The organism is Nonomuraea thailandensis (assembly GCF_024172165.1).
Lineage (GTDB): Bacteria > Actinomycetota > Actinomycetes > Streptosporangiales > Streptosporangiaceae > Nonomuraea > Nonomuraea thailandensis.
This window is the reverse complement of the sequence record NZ_JAMZEB010000002.1, coordinates 9,090,605-9,110,660: the sequence shown is the minus strand read 5'-3', so window position 1 is coordinate 9,110,660 and position 20,056 is coordinate 9,090,605. Positions and strand designations below refer to the sequence as shown.

General features: G+C 71.6%; 22 protein-coding genes. 12 read left to right on the top strand and 10 right to left on the bottom strand.

Features of this window, described 5'->3' with window-relative positions:
• Positions 1 to 103: 103 nt before the first annotated feature.
• Together HD597_RS45585 and HD597_RS45580 are read left to right on the top strand one after the other, a co-directional pair.
• The gene (locus tag HD597_RS45585) at positions 104 to 739 is read left to right on the top strand and encodes a sigma-70 family RNA polymerase sigma factor (protein WP_090930520.1); all 636 of its coding nucleotides are present in this window, start codon (positions 104 to 106) and stop codon (positions 737 to 739) included.
• Entirely contained in the window at positions 736 to 888 is a 153-nt protein-coding gene (locus tag HD597_RS45580; protein WP_253752728.1) for a hypothetical protein, read from the top strand. The genes HD597_RS45585 and HD597_RS45580 overlap by 4 nt, the downstream gene beginning before the upstream one ends.
• Here HD597_RS45580 and HD597_RS45575 read toward each other — a convergent pair.
• Positions 849 to 1,226 (bottom strand): DUF5319 domain-containing protein, encoded by a 378-nt coding sequence (locus HD597_RS45575; protein WP_080043188.1) that lies wholly within the window; start codon positions 1,224 to 1,226, stop codon positions 849 to 851. The genes HD597_RS45580 and HD597_RS45575 overlap by 40 nt on opposite strands.
• Before the next feature lie 39 nt (positions 1,227 to 1,265).
• Positions 1,266 to 2,282: a helix-turn-helix transcriptional regulator gene (locus tag HD597_RS45570; protein WP_253752726.1), complete on the bottom strand. Its 1,017-nt coding sequence runs from the start codon at positions 2,280 to 2,282 to the stop codon at positions 1,266 to 1,268.
• 420 nt (positions 2,283 to 2,702) lie between these two features.
• Between HD597_RS45570 and guaB the strand changes: the two genes are divergently transcribed.
• The 4 genes from guaB to HD597_RS45550 are packed head-to-tail and all read left to right on the top strand — an operon-like array spanning position 2,703 to position 6,809.
• Positions 2,703 to 4,184: an IMP dehydrogenase gene (guaB, locus tag HD597_RS45565; RefSeq protein WP_253752724.1), complete on the top strand. Its 1,482-nt coding sequence runs from the start codon at positions 2,703 to 2,705 to the stop codon at positions 4,182 to 4,184.
• Positions 4,185 to 4,188: 4 nt separating this feature from the next.
• Positions 4,189 to 5,310: a GuaB3 family IMP dehydrogenase-related protein gene (locus HD597_RS45560; protein WP_253752722.1), complete on the top strand. Its 1,122-nt coding sequence runs from the start codon at positions 4,189 to 4,191 to the stop codon at positions 5,308 to 5,310.
• A gap of 60 nt (positions 5,311 to 5,370) precedes the next feature.
• Positions 5,371 to 5,613, top strand: coding sequence for a hypothetical protein (locus HD597_RS45555; protein ID WP_253752720.1), 243 nt, complete (start codon positions 5,371 to 5,373; stop codon positions 5,611 to 5,613).
• A 2-nt stretch (positions 5,614 to 5,615) separates the two neighbouring features.
• The gene (locus tag HD597_RS45550; RefSeq protein ID WP_253752718.1) at positions 5,616 to 6,809 is read left to right on the top strand and encodes an RNA polymerase sigma factor; all 1,194 of its coding nucleotides are present in this window, start codon (positions 5,616 to 5,618) and stop codon (positions 6,807 to 6,809) included.
• A 161-nt stretch (positions 6,810 to 6,970) separates the two neighbouring features.
• On the opposite strand, the gene HD597_RS65225 is transcribed toward HD597_RS45550, so the two are convergent.
• Positions 6,971 to 7,636 carry a TetR/AcrR family transcriptional regulator gene (locus HD597_RS65225; protein ID WP_276083189.1) on the bottom strand — a complete coding sequence of 222 codons (666 nt, stop codon included), beginning with the start codon at positions 7,634 to 7,636 and terminating at the stop codon, positions 6,971 to 6,973.
• Between the two features lie 95 nt (positions 7,637 to 7,731).
• On the opposite strand from HD597_RS65225, the gene HD597_RS45540 reads away from it, so the two are divergent.
• Positions 7,732 to 8,136 (top strand): nuclear transport factor 2 family protein, encoded by a 405-nt coding sequence (locus tag HD597_RS45540; RefSeq protein ID WP_253752716.1) that lies wholly within the window; start codon positions 7,732 to 7,734, stop codon positions 8,134 to 8,136.
• On the opposite strand, the gene HD597_RS45535 is transcribed toward HD597_RS45540, so the two are convergent.
• Complete coding sequence (locus HD597_RS45535; protein ID WP_253752708.1) at positions 8,112 to 8,699, bottom strand: dihydrofolate reductase family protein; 588 nt, start codon at positions 8,697 to 8,699, stop codon at positions 8,112 to 8,114. The two genes, HD597_RS45540 and HD597_RS45535, sit on opposite strands and share 25 nt — an antisense overlap.
• 72 nt (positions 8,700 to 8,771) lie before the next feature.
• Here HD597_RS45535 and HD597_RS45530 point away from each other — a divergent pair, with 72 nt between their 5' ends.
• The 3 genes from HD597_RS45530 to HD597_RS45520 are packed head-to-tail and all read left to right on the top strand — an operon-like array spanning position 8,772 to position 10,167.
• A complete protein-coding gene (locus tag HD597_RS45530) occupies positions 8,772 to 8,921 on the top strand; it encodes a hypothetical protein (RefSeq protein ID WP_372513559.1) in 150 nt (49 codons plus the stop codon).
• A gap of 38 nt (positions 8,922 to 8,959) precedes the next feature.
• Positions 8,960 to 9,736, top strand: coding sequence for a phosphotransferase family protein (locus tag HD597_RS45525; protein WP_253752706.1), 777 nt, complete (start codon positions 8,960 to 8,962; stop codon positions 9,734 to 9,736).
• Positions 9,733 to 10,167, top strand: coding sequence for a GNAT family N-acetyltransferase (locus HD597_RS45520; RefSeq protein ID WP_253752704.1), 435 nt, complete (start codon positions 9,733 to 9,735; stop codon positions 10,165 to 10,167). The genes HD597_RS45525 and HD597_RS45520 overlap by 4 nt, the downstream gene beginning before the upstream one ends.
• Here HD597_RS45520 and HD597_RS45515 read toward each other — a convergent pair.
• From HD597_RS45515 to HD597_RS45500, 4 genes are read right to left on the bottom strand one after another with little or no spacing between them, the layout of a single operon-like run.
• Positions 10,157 to 10,981: a class II fructose-bisphosphate aldolase gene (locus HD597_RS45515; RefSeq protein ID WP_253752702.1), complete on the bottom strand. Its 825-nt coding sequence runs from the start codon at positions 10,979 to 10,981 to the stop codon at positions 10,157 to 10,159. The two genes, HD597_RS45520 and HD597_RS45515, sit on opposite strands and share 11 nt — an antisense overlap.
• A gap of 11 nt (positions 10,982 to 10,992) precedes the next feature.
• Positions 10,993 to 11,895: a 1-phosphofructokinase family hexose kinase gene (locus tag HD597_RS45510; RefSeq protein ID WP_253752700.1), complete on the bottom strand. Its 903-nt coding sequence runs from the start codon at positions 11,893 to 11,895 to the stop codon at positions 10,993 to 10,995.
• Positions 11,895 to 13,028, bottom strand: a complete 1,134-nt coding sequence (gene nagA, locus HD597_RS45505; protein WP_253752698.1) for an N-acetylglucosamine-6-phosphate deacetylase — start codon at positions 13,026 to 13,028, stop codon at positions 11,895 to 11,897. Before nagA ends, HD597_RS45510 begins: the two co-directional genes overlap by 1 nt.
• Positions 13,025 to 13,897 (bottom strand): SIS domain-containing protein, encoded by an 873-nt coding sequence (locus HD597_RS45500; protein ID WP_253752697.1) that lies wholly within the window; start codon positions 13,895 to 13,897, stop codon positions 13,025 to 13,027. The genes nagA and HD597_RS45500 overlap by 4 nt, the downstream gene beginning before the upstream one ends.
• Positions 13,898 to 14,028: 131 nt before the next feature.
• Here HD597_RS45500 and HD597_RS45495 point away from each other — a divergent pair, with 131 nt between their 5' ends.
• Complete coding sequence (locus tag HD597_RS45495) at positions 14,029 to 14,799, top strand: DeoR/GlpR family DNA-binding transcription regulator (RefSeq protein WP_253752695.1); 771 nt, start codon at positions 14,029 to 14,031, stop codon at positions 14,797 to 14,799.
• 68 nt (positions 14,800 to 14,867) lie between these two features.
• Positions 14,868 to 16,604, top strand: coding sequence for a glycerol-3-phosphate dehydrogenase/oxidase (locus HD597_RS45490; protein ID WP_253752693.1), 1,737 nt, complete (start codon positions 14,868 to 14,870; stop codon positions 16,602 to 16,604).
• A 53-nt stretch (positions 16,605 to 16,657) separates the two neighbouring features.
• Here the strand turns inward: HD597_RS45490 and HD597_RS45485 are convergent, their stop codons facing one another.
• Positions 16,658 to 17,908, bottom strand: coding sequence for a S8 family peptidase (locus tag HD597_RS45485; RefSeq protein WP_253752691.1), 1,251 nt, complete (start codon positions 17,906 to 17,908; stop codon positions 16,658 to 16,660).
• Between the two features lie 155 nt (positions 17,909 to 18,063).
• A complete protein-coding gene (locus HD597_RS45480; RefSeq protein WP_253752689.1) occupies positions 18,064 to 20,040 on the bottom strand; it encodes a beta-propeller domain-containing protein in 1,977 nt (658 codons plus the stop codon).
• Positions 20,041 to 20,056 lie beyond the last annotated feature (16 nt).

Sequence of the window (20,056 nt, the reverse complement as noted above, 5' to 3'; positions counted from 1 at the left end):
TAAGGCTTAGTGTGGTCAGTTGATTACTGTTCGTTATCGTCGCTTCAATGTGACCAATCCGTAGCCGTTCGCTATGACGACAGGCCGGATCAGTGCGGGCATCATGCCTATCGTGAGCGAGGGAAGCGTCGCCGACGCCAAAATTGGGGTAAGGCTCGCGTCGAGACTTCCGGCACGGACGGATGACTCCGACCTTAGGGAACTGACGAGCCTCGCCGTGCAGGGGGATCGCAGTGCGATCGAATCCCTGCTCGGTGAGTTGCGTCCGATGGTGGTGCGGTATTGCCGCGCCAGGCTGGGCAGGGTTTCAGGGCAATATCACATTGCCGATGACGTAGCCCAGGAGGTGTGCATCGCGGTGTTGTCCGCGCTGCCGCGGTACCGGGACATGGGGCGGCCGTTCGCGTCCTTCGTGTTCGGGATCGCCTCGCACAAGGTGGCCGACGCGCTGCGGAGCTCGGTGCGCTCCGCCGTGCCGACCCAGGATCTGCCCGACGGACCCGACGACGGCCCCGGGCCGGAGGAGACGGTGGTCCGCTACATCGAGGTGGAGCACGCCAGGCGGCTGCTGGCCAGGCTCCCCGACAACCAGCGGGAGTTGCTGCTGTTGCGGGTGGTGTCGGGGCTGTCCGCCGAGGAGACCGGTAATGTACTCGGTATGTCACCGGGAGCGGTCCGAGTCGCCCAGCATCGGGCGCTGGCGAGATTGAGGCAGATGGCCGAGCTGGAGTCGGCTTGACACCTGAGGAGGAGACCGATGCGCTGCTCGACGCGCTCGGTCGTGGAGAGCTGCCCGACTCAGGCGATCCAGCGGCGCGTCTGCTCGCCGCGCTGCTCGATGACGTCGATCAGCGGCGCTCCTCCGTGTCGATGACGCCGTCGACGTAGCCGCGGGCGTAGTCCCAGCTGACGTAGTCGGCGGGGTCGGGGTGGAAGGCCGGCTCGTGCACCTGCGGCTGGCCTTTCTCGATCATCTGTTTGAGGTTGCCGCGCAGCAGCTCCCAGTCGAAGAAGTGCTGCTCGCCGCATTCCGGGCAGTCGAGCACGAGCCCCAGCACCCCCTGCGGTTCGAGCAGGGAGCGGAAGACCTCGACGTCGGCGAGGTCCGTGATGGCCTCGTCGCGCTCGGCGGCGGTGAGTGGCTCGGCGTCGTCGAGCGCGCCCATCGCCGAGGACGGGTCGTTCGGGTCGTCCGCGAACGGATCGCGGGGGACGTCTTCCAGCACCTTCCCACCATATGACCGAAGCGGCCCGCGCGGTGGGGTTTACCTCAGCCATCCACGTCTGGCAGCCTCGACGCCGGCGTGAAAGCGGGATTGAGCTCCCAACTCGGTCATGGCGTCGGCGAAGCGCGCGCGGACCGTGCGTACCGACACGCCGAGCTGGCGGGCGATCGAGTCGTCGCACATGCCCTGCGCGGCCAGGCGCAGCACCTGCACCGCGCCGTCGCTCCTGTGCCCCCACGGCAGGGGCAGCGCGCGGGCCCACAGCTCGCGGAAGAGCGAGCCGAGCACGCCCACCACGACGGAGGTGCGCACCAGGTAGAAGTTGTAGGCGTGGTCGGGCAGGTTGCCGCCCCAGTGGGCGGGCAGGCCGGCCACCTCGGGCCCGGCGGTCATGAACCAGCTCGGCACCCGGTCCAGCGTGCGCACCTCGCCGCCGGCCTCGGTGAGGCGGGTGAGCTGGTCGCGGACGCCGGGGAGCAGCAGACTGGAAACCGGGATGATCGCTTGAACGGTAAGCAAATTCCGTTTCTGCGCATCAATCCAAGGATCCGCAAATTTCCGGGCAAAGTCTGTCATGGTCCGGTCGTCCGGAACGGAGGTCAGTAAAGGCATTGGTGGGGTTTGACATTGCACGGCGATGCCCACCACGCTCTCGTAGAGGATGTCCGCCCCCCTCGCCATCTCCACCGTGAAAGGCCCGCTGCGATAGTCGCGCCCGGCGTCGTAGTCGCGGATCAGCCCGCGGATCGAGCCCAGCGCCGAGTCGATCCTGCGGCTCTCCTCCGCCAGCCGGTCGAGCCGCTCGGCGATCAGTCGGCCGAGCGCCGCCGCGGGATGCCTGGCCAGGTACTGTCCCGAGTGCTCGTCGATCACTCCCAGCCTGACGAGGTCGTCGAGCTGGCGGCCGACCTTCTCGATCGGGCCGTCCATGGCCTGTGCCAGGTCCGAACGGGTCGCTTTGTGCAGGCGCAGCACCGCGGAGTAGAGCGCGGTCTGGGCCGGGTCAAGGCCCAGTGTCTCGAGCGGATCTGACATGATTAGCGGCTCGTCGCGCATTATGGGCGGCTCCGTTGGGGGGACACGGGCGTGCCGTGAGGATAACCCCGCATTCGCTTCCTGTCCGCGTGTTGCGCGGACTGCGGCCCCGCGGCGTGCAACTTCGTGCAATTGCACGTTTTCACATTGCGATGTGCCGTTGAGTAACGCAGGCTTTACCTAGCGTCGGCATCCAGCCAAGGGCGCGGTTGCGCCGGCCATCAGGACGCGGAGGGGGGTTCGGTGGCGTGTCGCGCCGCCGTTGCCCGGATGCCGGTGGCCGGGGGGTGGGACGGATCACCGACCGTCCCATCCCCCGGCACTATGTCGAAGCCGGGACTGCGAGAGCCGTGGGGGTTCTCGTGCTCCCGGCTTCAGTGCGTTTTGGAAGCAGGGCCTAGACTTGGTGCACATCAGCGCTAGGCAGGAGGGGGCCGCGGCATGTCCAAGTTCACCGAGATGGGTTTGACCTTCGATGATGTGCTGCTGGTGCCCGGATATTCGGACCTGCAGCCAGGGGAGGCCGAAACCCGATCTCGCCTGTCCAAGGGCATCACGCTGTCCATCCCGCTGATGTCCGCGGCCATGGACACCGTCACCGAGGCCCGCATGGCGGTCGCCATGGCCCGGCAGGGCGGCATCGGCATCCTGCACCGCAACCTGTCGGTCGAGGAGCAGGCCCAGCAGGTCGACCTGGTCAAGCGGTCCGAGGCCGGCATGGTCACCAACCCGGTGACGTGCAGCCCCGACGACACGCTGGCCGACGTCGAGCGGCTGTGCGCCACGTACCGGATCTCCGGGGTGCCCGTGACCGACGTGTCGGGCACGCTGGTCGGCATCGTGACCAACCGCGACATGCGCTTCGAGACCGACCAGGCGCGGCCGGTCCGCGAGGTCATGACGAAGATGCCCCTGGTCACCGCGCCGGTGGGGGTCTCGCGTGACGACGCGTTCGCCCTGCTCAGGCAGAACAAGATCGAGAAACTGCCGCTGGTCGACACCGAGGGCAGGCTGCGGGGCCTGATCACGGTCAAGGACTTCACCAAGAGCGAGCAGTACCCGCTGTCCACCAAGGACGCCGACGGGCGGCTGGTCGTCGGGGCGGCCGTCGGGGTCGGCGGCGACGCCGAGGTGCGCGCCAAGGCCCTCATCGAGGCCGGTGTGGACGTCGTGGTCGTGGACGTCGCGCACGGTCACTCCAAGGGCCTGGCCGACATGATCGCCAAGGTCAAGGCCAACAGCAAGGTCGAGGTCATCGGCGGCAACATCGCGACCAGGGCCGGCGCCCAGATGCTGGTCGACGCGGGCGCCGACGCCGTCAAGGTGGGCGTGGGCCCCGGCTCCATCTGCACCACCCGCGTCGTGGCCGGGGTCGGCGCGCCGCAGGTCACGGCCATCTACGAGGCGTCCAGGGCGTGCGCGCCGGCCGGGGTGCCGGTGATCGGCGACGGCGGGCTGCAGTACTCCGGCGACATCGTCAAGGCCATCGCCGCCGGGGCCGACACGGTCATGCTGGGCTCGTTGCTCGCCGGCTGCGAGGAGTCGCCCGGTGAGCTGATCTTCATCAACGGCAAGCAGTTCAAGTCGTACCGGGGCATGGGCTCGCTCGGCGCCGTGCGCAACCGCGAGCGCGGCGGCACCTCCTTCAGCAAGGACCGCTACGCGCAGGCCGACGTCGGCGGCGAGGACAAGTACATCCCCGAGGGCATCGAGGGCCAGGTGCCCTACCGCGGCCCGGTCGCGGCCGTCGCCCACCAGCTCATCGGCGGGCTGCGCCAGGGCATGTGGTACGCGGGCTGCCGCACGATCGAGCAGATGCACACCGACTGCGAGCTCATGCCGATCACGGCGGCGGGCCTCAAGGAGAGCCATCCCCACGACATCCAGATGACCGTGGAAGCTCCGAACTATCACAGAAGGTAAGTTCATGACTCAGCAGGTGGAGATCGGCCGGGGTAAGACCGGGCGGCGGGCGTACGCGCTTGACGAGATCGGCCTGGTGCCCTCGCGGCGCACCCGTGACCCGGAGGAGGTCTCGATCGCCTGGCAGATCGACGCCTACCGGTTCGAGTTGCCCGTGGTCGTCGCTCCCATGGACAGCGTGGTCTCGCCGGCCACCGCCATCGAGATCGGGCGGCTCGGCGGTCTGGCCCCGCTCGACCTCGAAGGGTTGTGGACGCGCTACGAGGACCCGCTGCCGCTGCTGGAGGAGTGCGCCGCCCTCGACCAGGAGGCGGCCACCAAGCGGCTGCAGGAGATCTACGCCGCGCCGATCAAGGAAGAGCTGATCGGCCGCAGGATCGAGGAGATCCGCGCCTCCGGCGTGACCACCGCGGTCCGGCTGTCGCCGCAGCGCACGGTCCAGTACCACAAGACCGTGATCGACGCGGGCGTCGACATCTTCGTCATCCGCGGCACCACGGTCTCGGCCGAGCACGTGTCGGGGCGGGCCGAGCCGCTCAACCTCAAGCAGTTCATCTACGAGCTGGACGTGCCGGTCATCGTGGGCGGCTGCGCCACCTACACCGCCGCGCTGCACCTGATGCGCACCGGCGCGGCCGGCGTGCTGGTGGGCTTCGGCGGTGGCGCCTCGCACACCACCCGCAACGTGCTGGGTGTGGCCGTGCCGATGGCCACCGCGATCTCCGACGTGGCGGCGGCGCGGCGCGACTACCTCGACGAGTCCGGCGGCCGCTACGTGCACGTGCTCGCCGACGGCGGCATGGGCACCTCCGGCGACATCGCCAAGGCCATCGCCTGCGGCGCCGACGCCGTGATGGTGGGCTCGCCGCTGGCACGCGCGGTGGAGGCGCCCGGGCACGGGTTCCACTGGGGCTCCGAGGCGCACCACCCCGATCTGCCGCGCGGGCGTCGGATGGCGTTCGGCACGGTCGGCACGCTGGAGCAGATCCTGCACGGGCCGTCGAGCGTGGCCGACGGGTCGATGAACCTCATGGGCGCGCTGAAGCGGACCATGGCCTCGACCGGTTACTCCGACATCAAGGAGTTCCAGCGGGTCGAGGTCGTCGTGGCGCCGATCCAGCGCTGACGTTCCGGGTGGCCGCCGCCCGCTCTGCGCGGGTGGCGGCCGCGACGTAGGGTTCTCGCCATGGAATCGGTTGAGGACAGGATCGCCCGGCTCGAACAGCAGGTGGCGGCCCTCCAGCGCTATCTCGGCGTCGATCTCTCCCGCGGTGAGGAGCGCCGGTTCCCGCCGGAGCTCTACGAGGCGCTGAGGCACGGCAAGACGATCAAAGCCATCGCGATCTACCGCAAGGAGACCGGGGCCTCGCTCAGGGACGCCAAGAACGCGGTGGAGGCCATGCAGCGCAGGGCGGGCTCCGGGTTCTGAGGGTGACGGAGGTCGAGCGGGTCTTCCGCGAGGAGTACGGCAGGGCCGTCTCGGTGCTCGTGCGCGTCTTCGGCGACCTCGACCTGGCCGAGGAGGCGGTGCAGGAGGCCTTCACCGTGGCGCTGCGCCACTGGCCGCAGGCCGGCCAGCCGCCGAGCCCCGCCGGATGGATCATCACCACCGCGCGCAACCGCGCCATCGACCGCCTGCGCAGGGAGTCCGCGCGGCACGACAAGCACGCCCAGGCCGCGCTGCTGCACGCCCCCGCCGAGCACGTGGACGAGGGGCCCGTGCGCGACGACCGGCTCCGGCTGATCTTCACCTGCTGCCATCCGGCGCTGGCCGCGCACGCCCAGGTGGCGCTCACGCTGCGGCTGCTGGGCGGGCTCACGACGGCGGAGATCGCCCGGGCGTTCCTCGTGCCCGAGGCCACCATGGCCCAGCGGCTGGTCAGGGCCAAGGGCAAGATCCGGGACGCGCGCATCCCGTACCGGATCCCGGAGCAGGCCGATCTGCCCGCCCGGCTGCGGGCGGTGCTGGCGGTGGTGTATCTGATCTTCAACGAGGGCTATGCGGCCAGCTCCGGTGACCGGCTCGTCCGCGAGGAGCTGTGCGCCGAGGCCATCAGGCTCGGGCGGCTGCTGGCCGCGCTGATGCCGGACGAGCCGGAGGTCATGGGCCTGCTCGCGCTCATGCTGCTCATCGAGTCGCGGCGGGCGGCCCGCACCGGGGCGGGCGGCGAGCTGGTGCCGCTGGCCGCGCAGGACCGGCGGTTGTGGGACCGGGCGCTCCTGGAGGAGGGGCGGGAGCTCGTACGGCGGTGCCTGCGGCGCGACGAGCCGGGGCCGTACCAGGTGCAGGCGGCCGTCAACGCGGTGCACGGCGACGCGGCGAGCGCGGCGGAGACCGACTGGGGTCAGATACTCAAGCTGTACGACCTGCTGCTGACCCTCACCCCGACCCCCGTGGTGGCGCTTAACCGGGCCGTGGCCGTGGCCGAGGTGGAGGGGCCCGGGCGGGCGTTGCGGGTGGTCGAGGAGATCGGGGCGGCGGGTGACTACTACCTGTTCCACGCCGTGCGGGCCGATCTGCTGCGGCGGCTGGGGCGGGAGGCGGAGGCCGCGCAGGCGTACGAGGCGGCGATCGCGCGGTCGGGCAACGAGGTGGAGCGGGAGTTCCTGCGGGCGAGACTGTGACGGGGCCCGGCCGCCAGTCGGAGGCGCGACGGGCCCCGGCGGCCGAGTCGGAGGCGTGATGGGCCCCGGCGGCCGAGTCGGAGGCGCGACGGGCCCCGGCGGTCATGTCAGAGGTGTGACGGGCCCTGGCCGTGAGGCGGGGGTGTCGCGGGTCGCGGCCCTCAGGCGGGGGTGTGGCGGCGGCGGTGGGCGCGTTGCCGGCAGGCGTTGCCGCAGTAGCGGGCGGGGCGGCCCGTGGCGGTGGGCGCGATCGGGGTGCCGCACTCCACGCACCGAGTTTCGTTAGGTTTCGTTACGGAGGCGCGAAGGCCGTCCAGGACGATGGCGGTGCTGCGACCGGGGGTGGCGGCCGTGTGCTCCATGGCGGCGCAGCCCGCGATCAGCCCGGCCACGTCCCCGGCGGTCACGTCGGGACGGACGGCCCCCGCCCGCTGGGCGCGGGCGAGCAGGGGAGCCAGGGCGGCCAGGAAACGGTCGTGGACGCCGGGGGAGACGCCGGCGGCGGAGGCCATCGACTCGCACAGGGCCTTGTTGAGCGCCACCTGCGACACCGCCCGCTCGAACGCGGCGAGGAAGGCCGCGCCGGGGTCGGCGGACGCCGGGGTGGCGAGCTCCTCGACGAGCCGGTCGAGCCGGTCGTTGACCACCGCCGCGAGCAACGCCTCCTTGCTGGGGAAACGCCGGTAGACGGTGCCCGCGCCCACGCCGGCCCGGCGCGCGACGGCGTCGAGCGTCGCCGACGGGCCCTGCTCGGCGAACGTCTCCCGCGCCGCCGCCAGGACGCGGGCGTGGTTGTGGCGGGCGTCCGCCCGGCCGGGAACGGTCATGCCCGGAACCTCCTGGGTTGACAGCCGGAACGAGCGTTCCGTAGCGTCTAAGCGGGTTACTCGTTCCGGATTCTAGACCGTTCTGGAGGCATGTGATGCATCCGTCCGCCCGTGAAGTGGCCGAGCGTTTCCTCGCCGTCGCCGCCGGGGGCGACCTCGCCGCGCTGGCCGACCTCTACTCGGAGGACTCGGTGATCGAGATCCCGTTCACGTCCGGGGGCGGGCCCTTCAGGTTCGAGGGGAGGGAGGGGCATCGGGCCAGGTTCGAGCGGGCGGGGGCGGTGCTGCGGCGGGACCGGCTGGAGAACGTGGTGCTGCACGAGACCGCCGACCCCGAGGTGGTCATCGCCGAGTACGGCCTGCACGGCCACGTCGTCTCCTCCGGCCGGCCGTTCGCGAGCTCGTACGTGATGGTGATGAGGATCAGGGACGGCCTCATCGTGCACTCGCGCGACTACGCCGACCCGACCGGCTATCAGGACGCGCTCGCCGCCTCGTGACGCGTGTACGTCATGACCACGGTGCCGTTGCTGAACGTGCGGGTGCCGGTCAGCGTGAACCTGGTCGGTGAGAAGGCGCCGTGGAAGGCCGGGATGCCCGCCCCCGCCACCACCGGGTAGCACTTGACCACCATCTCGTCGATCTCGGGCAGGAGCTGGGCGGCCAGGCTGCCGCCGCCGCAGAGGTAGATGTCGAGGCCCTCCTCCTGCTTGAGCCGGCGCACCAGGCCGAGGGGGTCGCCGGGGACGAGCTCCACGGCCGGGTCGTCGATGCTCTTGATGGTGCTGGAGACGACGTACTGGCGCAGGTGGGCGTACGGGCTGGTGTATCCGGCCGCCAGGCCGGGCTCGTAGGAGCCACGGCCCATGAGGATGGTGTCGAAGCGCCTGTTGGGGGCCTCGAAGCCGATCTGCTCGCGCACCGGGGTGGGGACGGTCTCGGGATACTGCTCGTTCATGGCGGCGGCCATGTCGTCGGCCACGGGGTAGAAGTCGTACTCGCCCCCGGGGCCGGCGATGTAGCCGTCGATCGAGGTGGCGATGTAGTAGACGAGCTTTCGCATGCGATCAACTCCGTTTGAAGTACTACGAATGAAGTGATCTGACCGTAGTACTACAAGCGGAGTGGTGTCAAGGTGATCCGCAGGAACACGGCGCGGCGTGCCGCGCTGGTCGACGCCGCGATCGAGGTGCCGGTCGAGGAGGGCGCCCACGGGCTCACGTTCGGGGCGGTGGATCACCCAGGCCGCTGCCCGGCGACGTGGACGAGCTCCACAGGCTCGTGACCAGCGCCGTTGCGCGGTTGTTGCCCTAGCATGCGGGAATGGCTGATCTTCAGCACACGCACGAGCTGACGTACGAGGGCGACCGCGTCGTCAAGCGCTACCAGGACAGCAAGCCGGGCGCGGCCGAGCGCGAGTGGCGGGCGCTGACGCTGCTGGCCGAGCACGCGCCGGGGCTCGCGCCGGAGCCGATCACGTTCGAGGGCGGCGCGGTGACGATGTCCAGGATCCCCGGCGTGCCGCTGCGCGGGCTGTTCGCGCGGGGCAGGCACGTGTCGGCCATGGCCGAGGCGCTGGCGGAGCTGCACGCCGCCGTGCCCGGCGACGTGCTGGGCGGCCTGCCCGTACGCCCCTGGCAGCGCGAGGCGATCGTCGACTGGGTCAGGAAGCGCTGCGCCGCCTGGCAGCCCAGGGAGCCGCTGGCCGACCGGGCCGTCAAGGAGGGGCTGCGCTGGCTGGAGAGCTGGTCGCCCGGCGAGGCCGGGGTCCGGGAGGTGTTCGGCGCGGGCGACGGGAACCTGGCCAACTTCCTGTGGGACGGCTCGCGCGTGCGCATCGTCGACTTCGAGGACTCCGGGCGCAGCGACGTCGCGTTCGAGGTGGCCGAGCTGGCCGAGCACGTGTCGATGTGGGTGGACGGGGAGGTGGAGATCGCGCGCCGGTTCGAGCTGAGCCCGCAGGAGGAGCGGCGGACCAGGGAGTGCCGCAAGGTGCACGCGCTCGTCTGGTTCTTCCTGCTGTCGCACGAGCACCCGCGCAACCCGCCCGGGACCTTCCAGCGGCAGGTCGAGCGGGTGCTGACTACATTGGGCGCATGAGAATCGCGGAGGAGAGCGACAGGGCCGCCGTGGAACGGCTCGTCCACGACGCCTACACGCCGTGGATCGAGGTCATCGGCATGCCGCCGCTGCCGCTGGAGTCCGACTACGCGGCGCTCATCGCCGACGGCCGGGTGCACGTCACCGACGGGCTCGAAGGGCTCATCGTGCTGGTGCCCGAAGAGGGCGTGCTGCTGGTGGACAACGTGGCCGTACGCCCCGACCTGCACGGCAGGGGCATCGGACGGGCGCTGCTGGCCCACGCCGAGCGGGAGGCGCGCAGGCTGGGGCTGCCCGCGCTGCGCCTCTACACCAACGCCAAGATGACCGCCAACATCGCCCTGTACGAGTCGCTCGGCTACCGCGAGACCGGCCGCCAGGGCATCGAGGGCCGCTCGGCCGTCCTCATGCGCAAGCAGCTCAGCCCGTGAGCACGCCCAGCAGGTGGCTGACCTCGCGGGCCACCGCGTCGCGGCCGGCCTTGAGGTACTTGCGCGAGTCCACGACCCGCTCGTCGTGGGTCAGGTAGTCGCGTACGGCGCCGGTGAACGCCTTGTTCAGGTGGGTCGCGATGTTGATCTTCTTCATGCCCTGGCGGACGGCCTCGCGCAGCACGTCGTCCGGCACCCCGGAGGAGCCGTGCAGCACCAGCGGCACCGGCACGGCCGCGCGCAGCTCGGCGATGAGCTCCAGGTCCAGCACGGCGTCCTTGGTGGTCATGGCGTGCGAGGTGCCCACGGCGACGGCCAGCGCGTCCACGCCGGTCCTGGTCACGTAGTCGAGCGCCTCGTGCGGCTTGGTGCGGGCCCCGGGCGCGTGCACGCCGTCCTTGCCGCCGACCTCGCCCAGCTCGGCCTCCACCCACACGCCGCGCTCGTGGCACCAGGCGGCCACCTCGGCCGTGGCGGCGACGTTCTCCTCGTCGGGCAGGGCCGAGGCGTCGTACATCACCGAGCCGAGGCCCAGCGTCACCGCCTCCTCGACGAGCGCCCGGTCGGTGGCGTGGTCGAGGTGGACCGCGACCGGCACCTCCGCCTTCCTGGCGACCGCGAGCGAGGCCAGCGCGATCGGCTCCAGCGCGCCGTGGTAGCGCACGCAGTTCTCGCTGATCTGCAGCACCACCGGCAGGCCCAGGGCCTCGGCGCCCGCCACGATGGCGGTGGCGTGCTCCAGCTGGATCACGTTGAACGCGCCCACCCCCGCGGGGGACTGGCTGACGATGTCGCCGATGGAGGCGAGGGGCATGGCGGGGCTCCTTACGTGATGATGATCTGGGGGTGGATGTCGGCGTACACGTCGGGGTCGAACTCGCCGGCCACCGGCCTGGCCACGGCCGCCGCGCCGAGCGCGGCCGCCCGCCTGAGCCGGTCCGGCCACGGATCCGGCTCGACCAGGCCCAGCGCCAGCCCCGCGACCAGCGAGTCGCCGGCGCCCGTCGGGTTGCCCCGCACGGTGTACGGCATCCGCGCCGCGTACGTGCCCTCCCCGGTGACGGCCAGCAGCCCGTCGGCGCCCATGGACACCACCACGGCCCCGGCGCCCCGGCCGCGCAGCGCCTGGGCGCCCTCGGCCGGGGTGCCGCCGGGCACGGCCCTGGCCAGCTCGTCCGCGTTGGGCTTGAGGATCGAGGGGCGGCCCTCGGGCGCGTGGCGCAGGGGGTCGCCGTCGGCGTCCACGATGGACGGCACGCCCCGGCCGGCCGCGATGGCCGCCAGCGTGGCGTAGGTGTCGGCGGGCACGCCGCGCGGCAGGCTCCCGGACAGCACGACCGCGTCGGCGCCGGTCAGGAGGGTCTCGTAGTGCTGGACGAAGCCGGCCAGCTCGTCCGCGGTGACGTCGGGGCCCGGCTCGTTGAACAGGGCCGTGTGGTCGGCGTCGGTGACGGCGAGGGTGGTGCGGGAGTCGCCGTTGATGCCGTACAGGGCGCTGGGCAGCCGCGCCGCCTCCAGGTCGGCCTCGATCGCCCGGCCGGTCGGCCCGCCGGCCAGGCCCGTGACGAGCACGTCCCGGCCGAGCGCGGCCAGCACCCTGGCCACGTTGACGCCCTTCCCGCCCGCGCGCCTGTGCACCGCGCTGACCCGGTTGACCCCGTCCCAGTCGACGCCGGGCACCTGGTAGGTCACGTCGAGAGCGAGGTTGAGCGTCACCGTGATGATCATTAAGGCTCCGTGATCCAGACGCCGTCCTTCAGCACGCCGTCCACTTCCAGCGAGTCGGAGAGCACCAGCAGGTCGGCCGCCTTGCCCACGGCGATAGAGCCGATCCTGTCGGCCAGGCCGAGCAGCCGCGCGGGCGTCAGCGAGGCCACCTGGACGGCGTCGGGCAGCGACATGCCCAGCTCCTGGACGCCGCGCCGGAACGCCACGTCCATCGTCAGCGTGGAGCCCGCGATCGAGCCGCCCTCGACCAGCCGGGCCACGCCGTCGTCCACCCGCACCGCCATGGAGCCGAGCACGTAGTCGCCGTCGCCCAGGCCGGTGGCCGACATCGCGTCGGTGATCAGTGCCGTCCTGCCTGGCCCCGCCACCTCGTACGCCAGGCGCAGCATGGCCGGGTGCACGTGCACCCCGTCGTTGACCAGCTCGACCGTCACCCGCTCGTCGTCCAGCAGCGCCGCCACGGGCCCGGGGGCGCGGTGGCCGAGCGGCGGCATCGCGTTGTACAGATGGGTCGCCACGGTGGCGCCCGCCTCGATGCCCTCGATGGCCTGCTCGTAGCCGGCCTCGCTGTGCCCGATGGCGGCGAGCACGCCTTCGGCGACGGCCATCCTGATCGTGTCGAGCGCGCCGGGCAGCTCCGGCGCGATGGTCAGCATGCGCACGTGGCCGCGCCCGGCCTTCACCAGCCCCGCGAACTCCTGCGGCGAGGGCTCGCGCAGCCGCGTCGGGTCGTGCGCGCCGCAGCGCGACCTGGCGATGTACGGGCCCTCGAAGTGGATGCCGGCCAGCAGCCCCTCGTCGCACAGCTCGGCCAGCGCCGACGCCGCCCTGGTCAGGCCCTCGATCGTGTCGGTGACGAGGCTGGCCATCGTGGTCGTGGTGCCGTGGCGGCGGTGCAGTGCCACGGCCTCGCGCGCCCGCTCCAGGTCGCCGGTGGGGAAGGAGCCGCCCGCGCCGCCGTGGTTGTGCACGTCCACGAACCCCGGCACGACGTGCCGGCCGCCCACGCTGAGGCCGGGACCCGGGGCGGATCCCTGGCCGACGTGCGTGATGCGGCCGTCTTCGATGGTCAGCCACCCCTCGTGCACGCCCTCGGGCGTCACGATCCTGGCGTCGGCAAGAGTAAGGCTCATGAAGAAAGGATCACAGATCGCGTGAGGTGCATGGGCTCGTCGGGGTTCAGCCCCTGGGCGAAGGCCCGCGCCACCGCGACCCGCTGGGCGCGGATCAGCTCGGCCATGGGGTCGAGCGAGGTCTCGAAGAACGTGCCGCCGGTCTCCTCGACCTGCGCGCGCAGCCCTTCGGGAGCGGTGCCGAGCATCCAGGTCACGCGGCCAGGGGCGGCGATGCTGATCGGGCCGTGCCGGTACTCCATCGCCGGGTAGGCCTCCGTCCAGGAGCGGGACGCCTCGCGCATCTTCAGCGCCGCCTCCTGCGCCAGACCGACCGACCAGCCGGTGCCCAGGAAGCTGAACTGCTCGGCCGAGACCAGCGGGTCGGGCAGCGGCGCGGCCACGGCCTCCTCGGCGTCGGCGATCGCCTGGGTCAGGTCCTCGCCCAGGGAGGCGCGGAGCATGGCGAGCTGCGTGGTGGCGAACCTGGTCTGCACGACCGACTGCTCGTCGGCGTAGTCGAGCACGACGACCTCGTCGGCGGCCGACATGATCGGCGTGGTGGGGTCGGCGGTGATGGCGACGCTCTTGTCGGTGGTCCGCGCCAGCAGGTCGAGGACCTCGGTCGTGGTGCCCGAGCGCGTCAGCGCCAGCACGCGGTCGTAGCGGCGCCCCTGCGGGAACTCGGAGGCGGCGAACGCGTCGGTCTCGCCGTGCCCGGCCCGCTCGCGCAGCACCGCGTACGCCATCGCGATGAACCACGACGTACCGCAGCCGACGACGGCGACCCGCTCGCCCCGGCGCGGCAGCGCGTCGGCGGGGACGTTCGCGACGGCGCGGCGCCAGCAGGACGGCTGGGACGCGATCTCGGCCTCGGTGTGGGTGGTCACCACTTGCCTCCCCGTGATTGATTGTTTCTGCGCTTTTTATATCAGGAATGGGCATAAATGAACACTGGTAGCCCTGGCGTTCCTGGGTGTGCCACGCTTGCTCCTGTTCCCCATGCCCCCAGGAGGCCTCCGTGTCCCGCTACGACCGCTGGAACGCCATCCTCGAGCTGCTGGCGCAGGAGGGCAGGCTGTCGGTGGAGGAGGCGGCCCAGGCGCTCGACGTCTCCACCGCGACGATCCGGCGGGACTTCGACCAGCTCGCCCAGCAGCAGATGCTCATGCGCACGCGGGGCGGAGCGGTGGCGCAGAGCGTCAGCTACGACCTGCCGCTGCGGTACAAGACGGCCAGGCACGCCGACGAGAAGCACCGCATCGCCCTGGCGGCGGCCGAGCTGGTGACGCCCGGCGCCGTGATCGGGCTCAACGGCGGGACCACGACGTCCGAGCTGGCCCGCACCCTCGCGACGCTGCCGACGCTGGAGAGCGGGTTCACGATCGTCACCAACGCCCTGAACATCGCGGCCGAGCTGACCGTCCGGCAGCACGTCAAGATCGTGGTCACCGGCGGGGTGGCCAGGCAGCAGTCGTACGAGCTGATCGGGCCGCTGGCCGGCGGCGTGCTGGAGCAGGTGACCCTGGACGTGGCGTTCCTGGGCGTGGACGGGCTGGAGGTCGAGCTCGGGGCCTCGGCCCACCACGAGGGCGAGGCCAGCGTGAACCACCTGCTGATCAGCAGGGCTGCGCAGGTCGTGGTGGTGGCCGACTCCTCCAAGATCGGCAAGCGGGCCTTCTCCCGCATCTGCCCGATCGGCCAGATCGACACGCTGGTCACCGACGCCCAGCTCTCCGACCGGCTGGCGGGGGAGCTCACGGACGCGGGTGTGAAGGTCGTCCGTGCCTGAGGGCGTTACAGGGCGATACGTCCGCGGGTAGGTATGGAACGCAGACCACAGGCGTTCCAGGGGGAGATATGACGTCGGGAAAGAGCGCGGCCCGGCTCGGGCCCGCAGAGCGGGCAGAGGCGCTGGACCGTATGTCGTCCCAGGAGCTCGACGTGGTCGTGGTCGGCGGCGGCGTCGTCGGGGCGGGCATCGCGCTCGACGCCGCGACCCGCGGGCTCGACGTGGCGCTCGTCGAGGCGCGCGACTTCGCCTCGGGCACCTCGTCGCGCTCGTCCAAGCTGATCCACGGCGGCCTGCGCTACCTGGAGCAGCTCAACTTCGAGCTGGTGCGCGAGGCGTTGCAGGAGCGGGCGCTGCTGCTGCAGCGCATCGCGCCGCACCTGGTACGGCCGGTGCCGTTCCTGTTCCCGCTGACCCACTACGGGTGGGAGCGCCCCTACGTGGGCGCGGGCGTGGCGCTGTACGACACGCTGGGCTTCGCCACCGGGCTGACCCGCGGGGTGCCGGGGCACCGGCACCTGTCCAGGTCGCGGGCGCTGCGGCTGGCGCCCGCGCTGAAGAAGACCGCCTTCACCGGCGCCGTCCAGTACTGGGACGCCCAGGTCGACGACGCCCGCTACGTGATGATGATGCTGCGCACGGCGGCCACGTACGGCGCGCACATCGCGCCCAGGGCGCAGGTGGTGGGGTTCCTGCGGGAGGGCGAGCGGGTCACCGGCGTGCGGGTGCGCGACCTGGAGCTCGGCGAGGAGTTCGAGGTACGCGCCCGCCAGGTGGTCAACGCGACCGGCGTCTGGACCGACGACATCCAGGAGCTGGTGGGCGGGCGCGGCCAGATCCACGTCCGCGCCTCCAAGGGCATCCACCTCGTCGTCCCGCGCGACCGCATCCACTCGCTGACCGGCATCATCCTGCGTACGGAGAAGTCGGTGCTGTTCGTGATCCCGTGGGGCCGCCACTGGATCATCGGCACCACCGACACGGAGTGGACGCTCGACAAGAGCCACCCCGCGGCCTCCCGCACCGACATCGACTACCTGCTCGACCACGTCAACGCGGTCCTGTCGGTGCCGCTGACCCGCGACGACGTCGAAGGCGTGTACGCGGGGCTGCGGCCGCTGCTGTCGGGCGAGTCGGACGAGACGTCCAAGCTGTCCAGGGAGCACGTGGTCGCGCACCCGGTGCCGGGGCTGGTGATGATCGCCGGCGGGAAGTACACGACGTACCGGGTCATGGCCAAGGACGCGGTGGACGCCGTGGCGCACGGCCTGGACCAGCGGGTGCCGCGCTCGTGCACCGACCGCATCCCGCTCGCCGGCGCGGAGGGCTACCAGGCGCTGTGGAACTCCCGGCACCGCATCGCCCAGGAGTCGGGGCTGCACGTGGCCAGGATCGAGCACCTGCTGCAGCGTTACGGCTCGCTGATCGACGAGCTGCTGGAGCTGATCGAGCAGGACCCGTCGCTGGCGCGGCCGCTGGCGGGGGCCGACGACTACCTGCGCGCCGAGATCGTCTACGCCGCCACCCACGAGGGCGCCCGGCACCTGAACGACGTGCTGACCCGGCGGACGCGCATCTCCATCGAGACCTTCCACCGCGGGGTGGCGGTGGCGCAGGAGTCCGCCGAGCTGCTGGCCGAGCCGCTCGACTGGGACGGCGAGCAGGTCAAGCGGGAGGTCGAGTACTACACCAAGCGCGTGGAGGCCGAGCGCCGCTCGCAGGAGCAGGACTCCGACCACGAGGCCGACGCGATCAGGCTCGGCGCGCCGGAGATCGTCCCCGTCGTGGTGCCGGAACATACCTGAGGGGGCGGCCCGCGGCGCTGCGGGGTCCGCGGACCGCCCCGTCCAGGATGGTTCTACGCCGGCGGGTAGCGCGTGGCGTCGTGCACGTCGAGCAGCGGCTCCTTGACGCCGTCGCCCGAGTCGTCGGTCCAGTTGAGGTTGCCCGTCGAGATCAGCGTGCTACGGACGGACAGCGAGCCCGTCCGGTTCGTCGGCTTGTGGGTGCCCGACGTGAGCAGGGCGGCCGCGCCCGCCACGTGCGGGCTGGCCATCGAGGTGCCGCTGATCGTGGCGTAGCCGCCTGCGCGGTAGGTCGAGTAGATGCACGTGCCCGGCGCCGTGATCTCCACCGTGGAGCCGTAGTTGGAGTAGAACGCCGAGGTGTCGTCCTGATCGGTCTCGCTGCGGCACGAGAGCGTGCTGCCCCCGGCGCCGCCGGCCAAACCGTCGTTGTCGGTCAGCGCGGAGACGGTGACCACGTCGGGGTGGTTGGCGGGGAAGAAGGAGGAGGTGTTCGTGTGGCTGTTGCCCGCGGCCACCACGACCACGATGCCGGCGTTGACCGCGTTGGTGATCGCCGTGCTGATCGCGCTGCTGGAGCAGCCGTTGCAGCCGAGGCTGAGGTTGATGACCTCGATGGTGGAGGCGCGCGCCACCACCCAGTTGATGCCGGCGGCGATGCCGGACAGGGTGCCGGAGCCGGCCGCGTTGAGCACCTTGACGCCGTGGATGCGGGCGCCGGGCGCCACGCCCACCGGGCCGATGGTGTTGTCGAGGGCGCCGACGGTGCCCGCGACGTGCGAGCCGTGGCCGTTGTCGTCGGTGCCGGAGTTGTTGACGCACAGGCCGGTCAGGCAGTTGGCCCGGGCGACCACGTTGAGGTCGGGATGGGTGTTGTCCACGCCGCTGTCGACCACGGCGACGTCCACGTCGATGCGGACGTCGTCGGTGCCGTCGATGTCCAGGTTCGGGTTGTCCGGGCCGAAGATGCGCCTGACGCCCGTGGGCACGGTCTGCACGAAGGCGTGCACCTCGGCGTCGGGCTCCACGCTGATGACGTTCGGGTTGCGCTTGAGCTGTTCGGCGGCGGTCGCGCTCAGGCGGGCGGTGTAGCCCTTGAACGCGTGCTCGTACACGCCGACGAGCTGCCCGCCGAGGCCGGCGACCTGGTCCTGGGCGGCGCCGCGCGGCGCCCGCATGGCGGGGTTGAGCTGGACGATGTACGTGCCGTCCGGGGCGGCCGCCGCGGCGGAGACGGGCAGGGGCGCGGCGAGTAACGCCAGTGCGCTGACGAGCAATGCGAGCAGGGGGGTGCGTGGTCGCATGGCAGCGTGGGCCCTTTCTGGTTCGGGACCGGCCCGCCCGCTATGACACGAACCAACCGGTCCGACAGTGGGGTGTAAGCAAAGTTTTCACCATTTGTCGGGATAAGTCCACAAAAAGGGCGCCGGTTCGCTACGAACCGGCGCCCTTTGGTTGCTTAACGGAGTGGGATCCACGCTTGTGAGGCCAGCGTGGCGAGGTCGTTGACCTGGACACCCTCGTACGAGACCGTCCACAACGAGTCGCCGATGACGATCGAGCGCTGGATGCCCGGCTCGTAGCTGTAGCCGCCCTCCTGACGCTGCTTCGGGTGCTTGATCATGCCCAGCTCCTTGACCTCCGCGTCACCGATCTGGAGCACGAGCGCGCCCGACTCGTTCATCTTGTTCAGCGGGATCACCGACAGGCCCGTCTTCGGCCAGTACAGGAACGCGTGCGGGTCCCACTCGGCCCCGGAGCCCGAGTCCTTCTGGAAGAACTGCGACAGCCGGCGCGGCGTGCCCGGGTCGCTGACGTCGAACAGCGAGACCTGCGTGCCCAGCGTCCTGCCCTGCTCGCTGGCCTCCTGCCCGATGCCGATGAGCCGGCCCTCGCTGCCGGGGTGCAGGTACGCCGAGTAACCCGTGATCTTCAGCTCGCCCGTCACCCTGGGCGCCGCCGGATCGCGCAGGTCCAGCGTGTAGAGCGGGTCGACCTGCCGGAACGTGACGCAGTAGCCGACCGCCCCGATGAACCTGACCGAGTAGATGCGTTCGCCCTTGCCCAGGCCGCCTACCTCGCCGACCTGGGCCAGGGTGTCGGCCCTGAGCACGTGGACGGCGCTGGAGCTGGTCTTCTCGTCGCCGGAGTCCACGGTGGTGGCGACGCGCAGGTGACCGTCGTGCTCCGACAGCGAGTACTGGTTCAGCAGCCGCCCCGGCACCTTGCCCGAGGCCACGTACGCGGGCGCGCCGGGCCTGGTGATGTCGAACCGGTGCACCTCCGTCTCCTCCGGCGGCATCGTGGGCGTCGGCCGGGGGCTCGCCGGGGGCACCGCCGCGTCGCCGGGGGTGGGCTCCACCGCGGGGGCGACCGCGTCCGAAGAGGCCGGCGCCTCCTCGACGGGGAGCGGGCGGGCCACGGGGAACCACCAGCGCGGGTTGCTAACCACGTACAGGCTCTGGCCGGTGCCGTACACCACGTCGCCGTCGGCGGCCAGGCTGATCGGGTCGGTGCCCGCCGCCGTGACGCCCTGCGCCAGGTCGATGGTGTGCACGGTCAGCATCGAGGTGCCGGTGTAGCCGGCGGGGTGGCTGACCCGCTCGCACTTCACCGTGTCCTTCCTGACGGCGCCCGACGCGTCCGTGATCTCGATCTTCGGCAGCCAGGCGTCCACCGGCGCGCGCCGGACGGTGTCCTGGTTCGCCTTGAGCAGGTCGGCCTCGGTGGCGTTCTGCTTCGGCTCGGGGAAGGCGATGTCGGGCTGGCTGCGGGTGACGAGCCGGACGGTGGAGCCGATCATCCTGGCGTCCACGTACGAGCCCTGTGGCCGGATCGTGCTCAGCACCCTGGGCTCGCCCGCCAGGTCCACCACGACGTAACGGGTGTCGGCGGGCGGCCCGATCGGCCGCGTCTTGTACATGATGTCGCCGCCGCGCATGAGCACCAGCGCGCGGTCGCCCGAGACCAGCAGGCCGCCGGGGATCCCGGGGCCGCCCTCGCCCTCGGTCAGCCTGACCGACCCGGTGATCCTCCTGGTGGCCGTGTCGATGATCCGCAGCGTGCCGTCCGCGACCGTGATGACCCGGTCGCCGTCGGTCTTGACCAGGTCGGGCTCGTCCACCCCGGCCTCGTGCACGTTCGTGGTGGAGTGCTCCGGCGTCGCCGCCACCCTGGCCTTGCTCTCGGCCGCCGCGTCCTGCGCGACCGCGAACGGCATGACGCCGCCGAAGCCGTACGCGGTGACGTTGGCGGCGGCCTGCTCCCGCAGGCCGGCCAGCGCGTCGTCGCAACTGCTGTAGGCCACCAGGCGGACGGCGCCGAGCGCCGTCGCCTTCGGGGGCGGGGCCGTGGAGCCTCCCGTCGAAGAGGTGCAGGCGGCCGTGACCGCCGCCAGCGCGGCGGCGGTCACGGCCGTGCGGATCAACGTCTTCATGCCCTCATCACGGCTG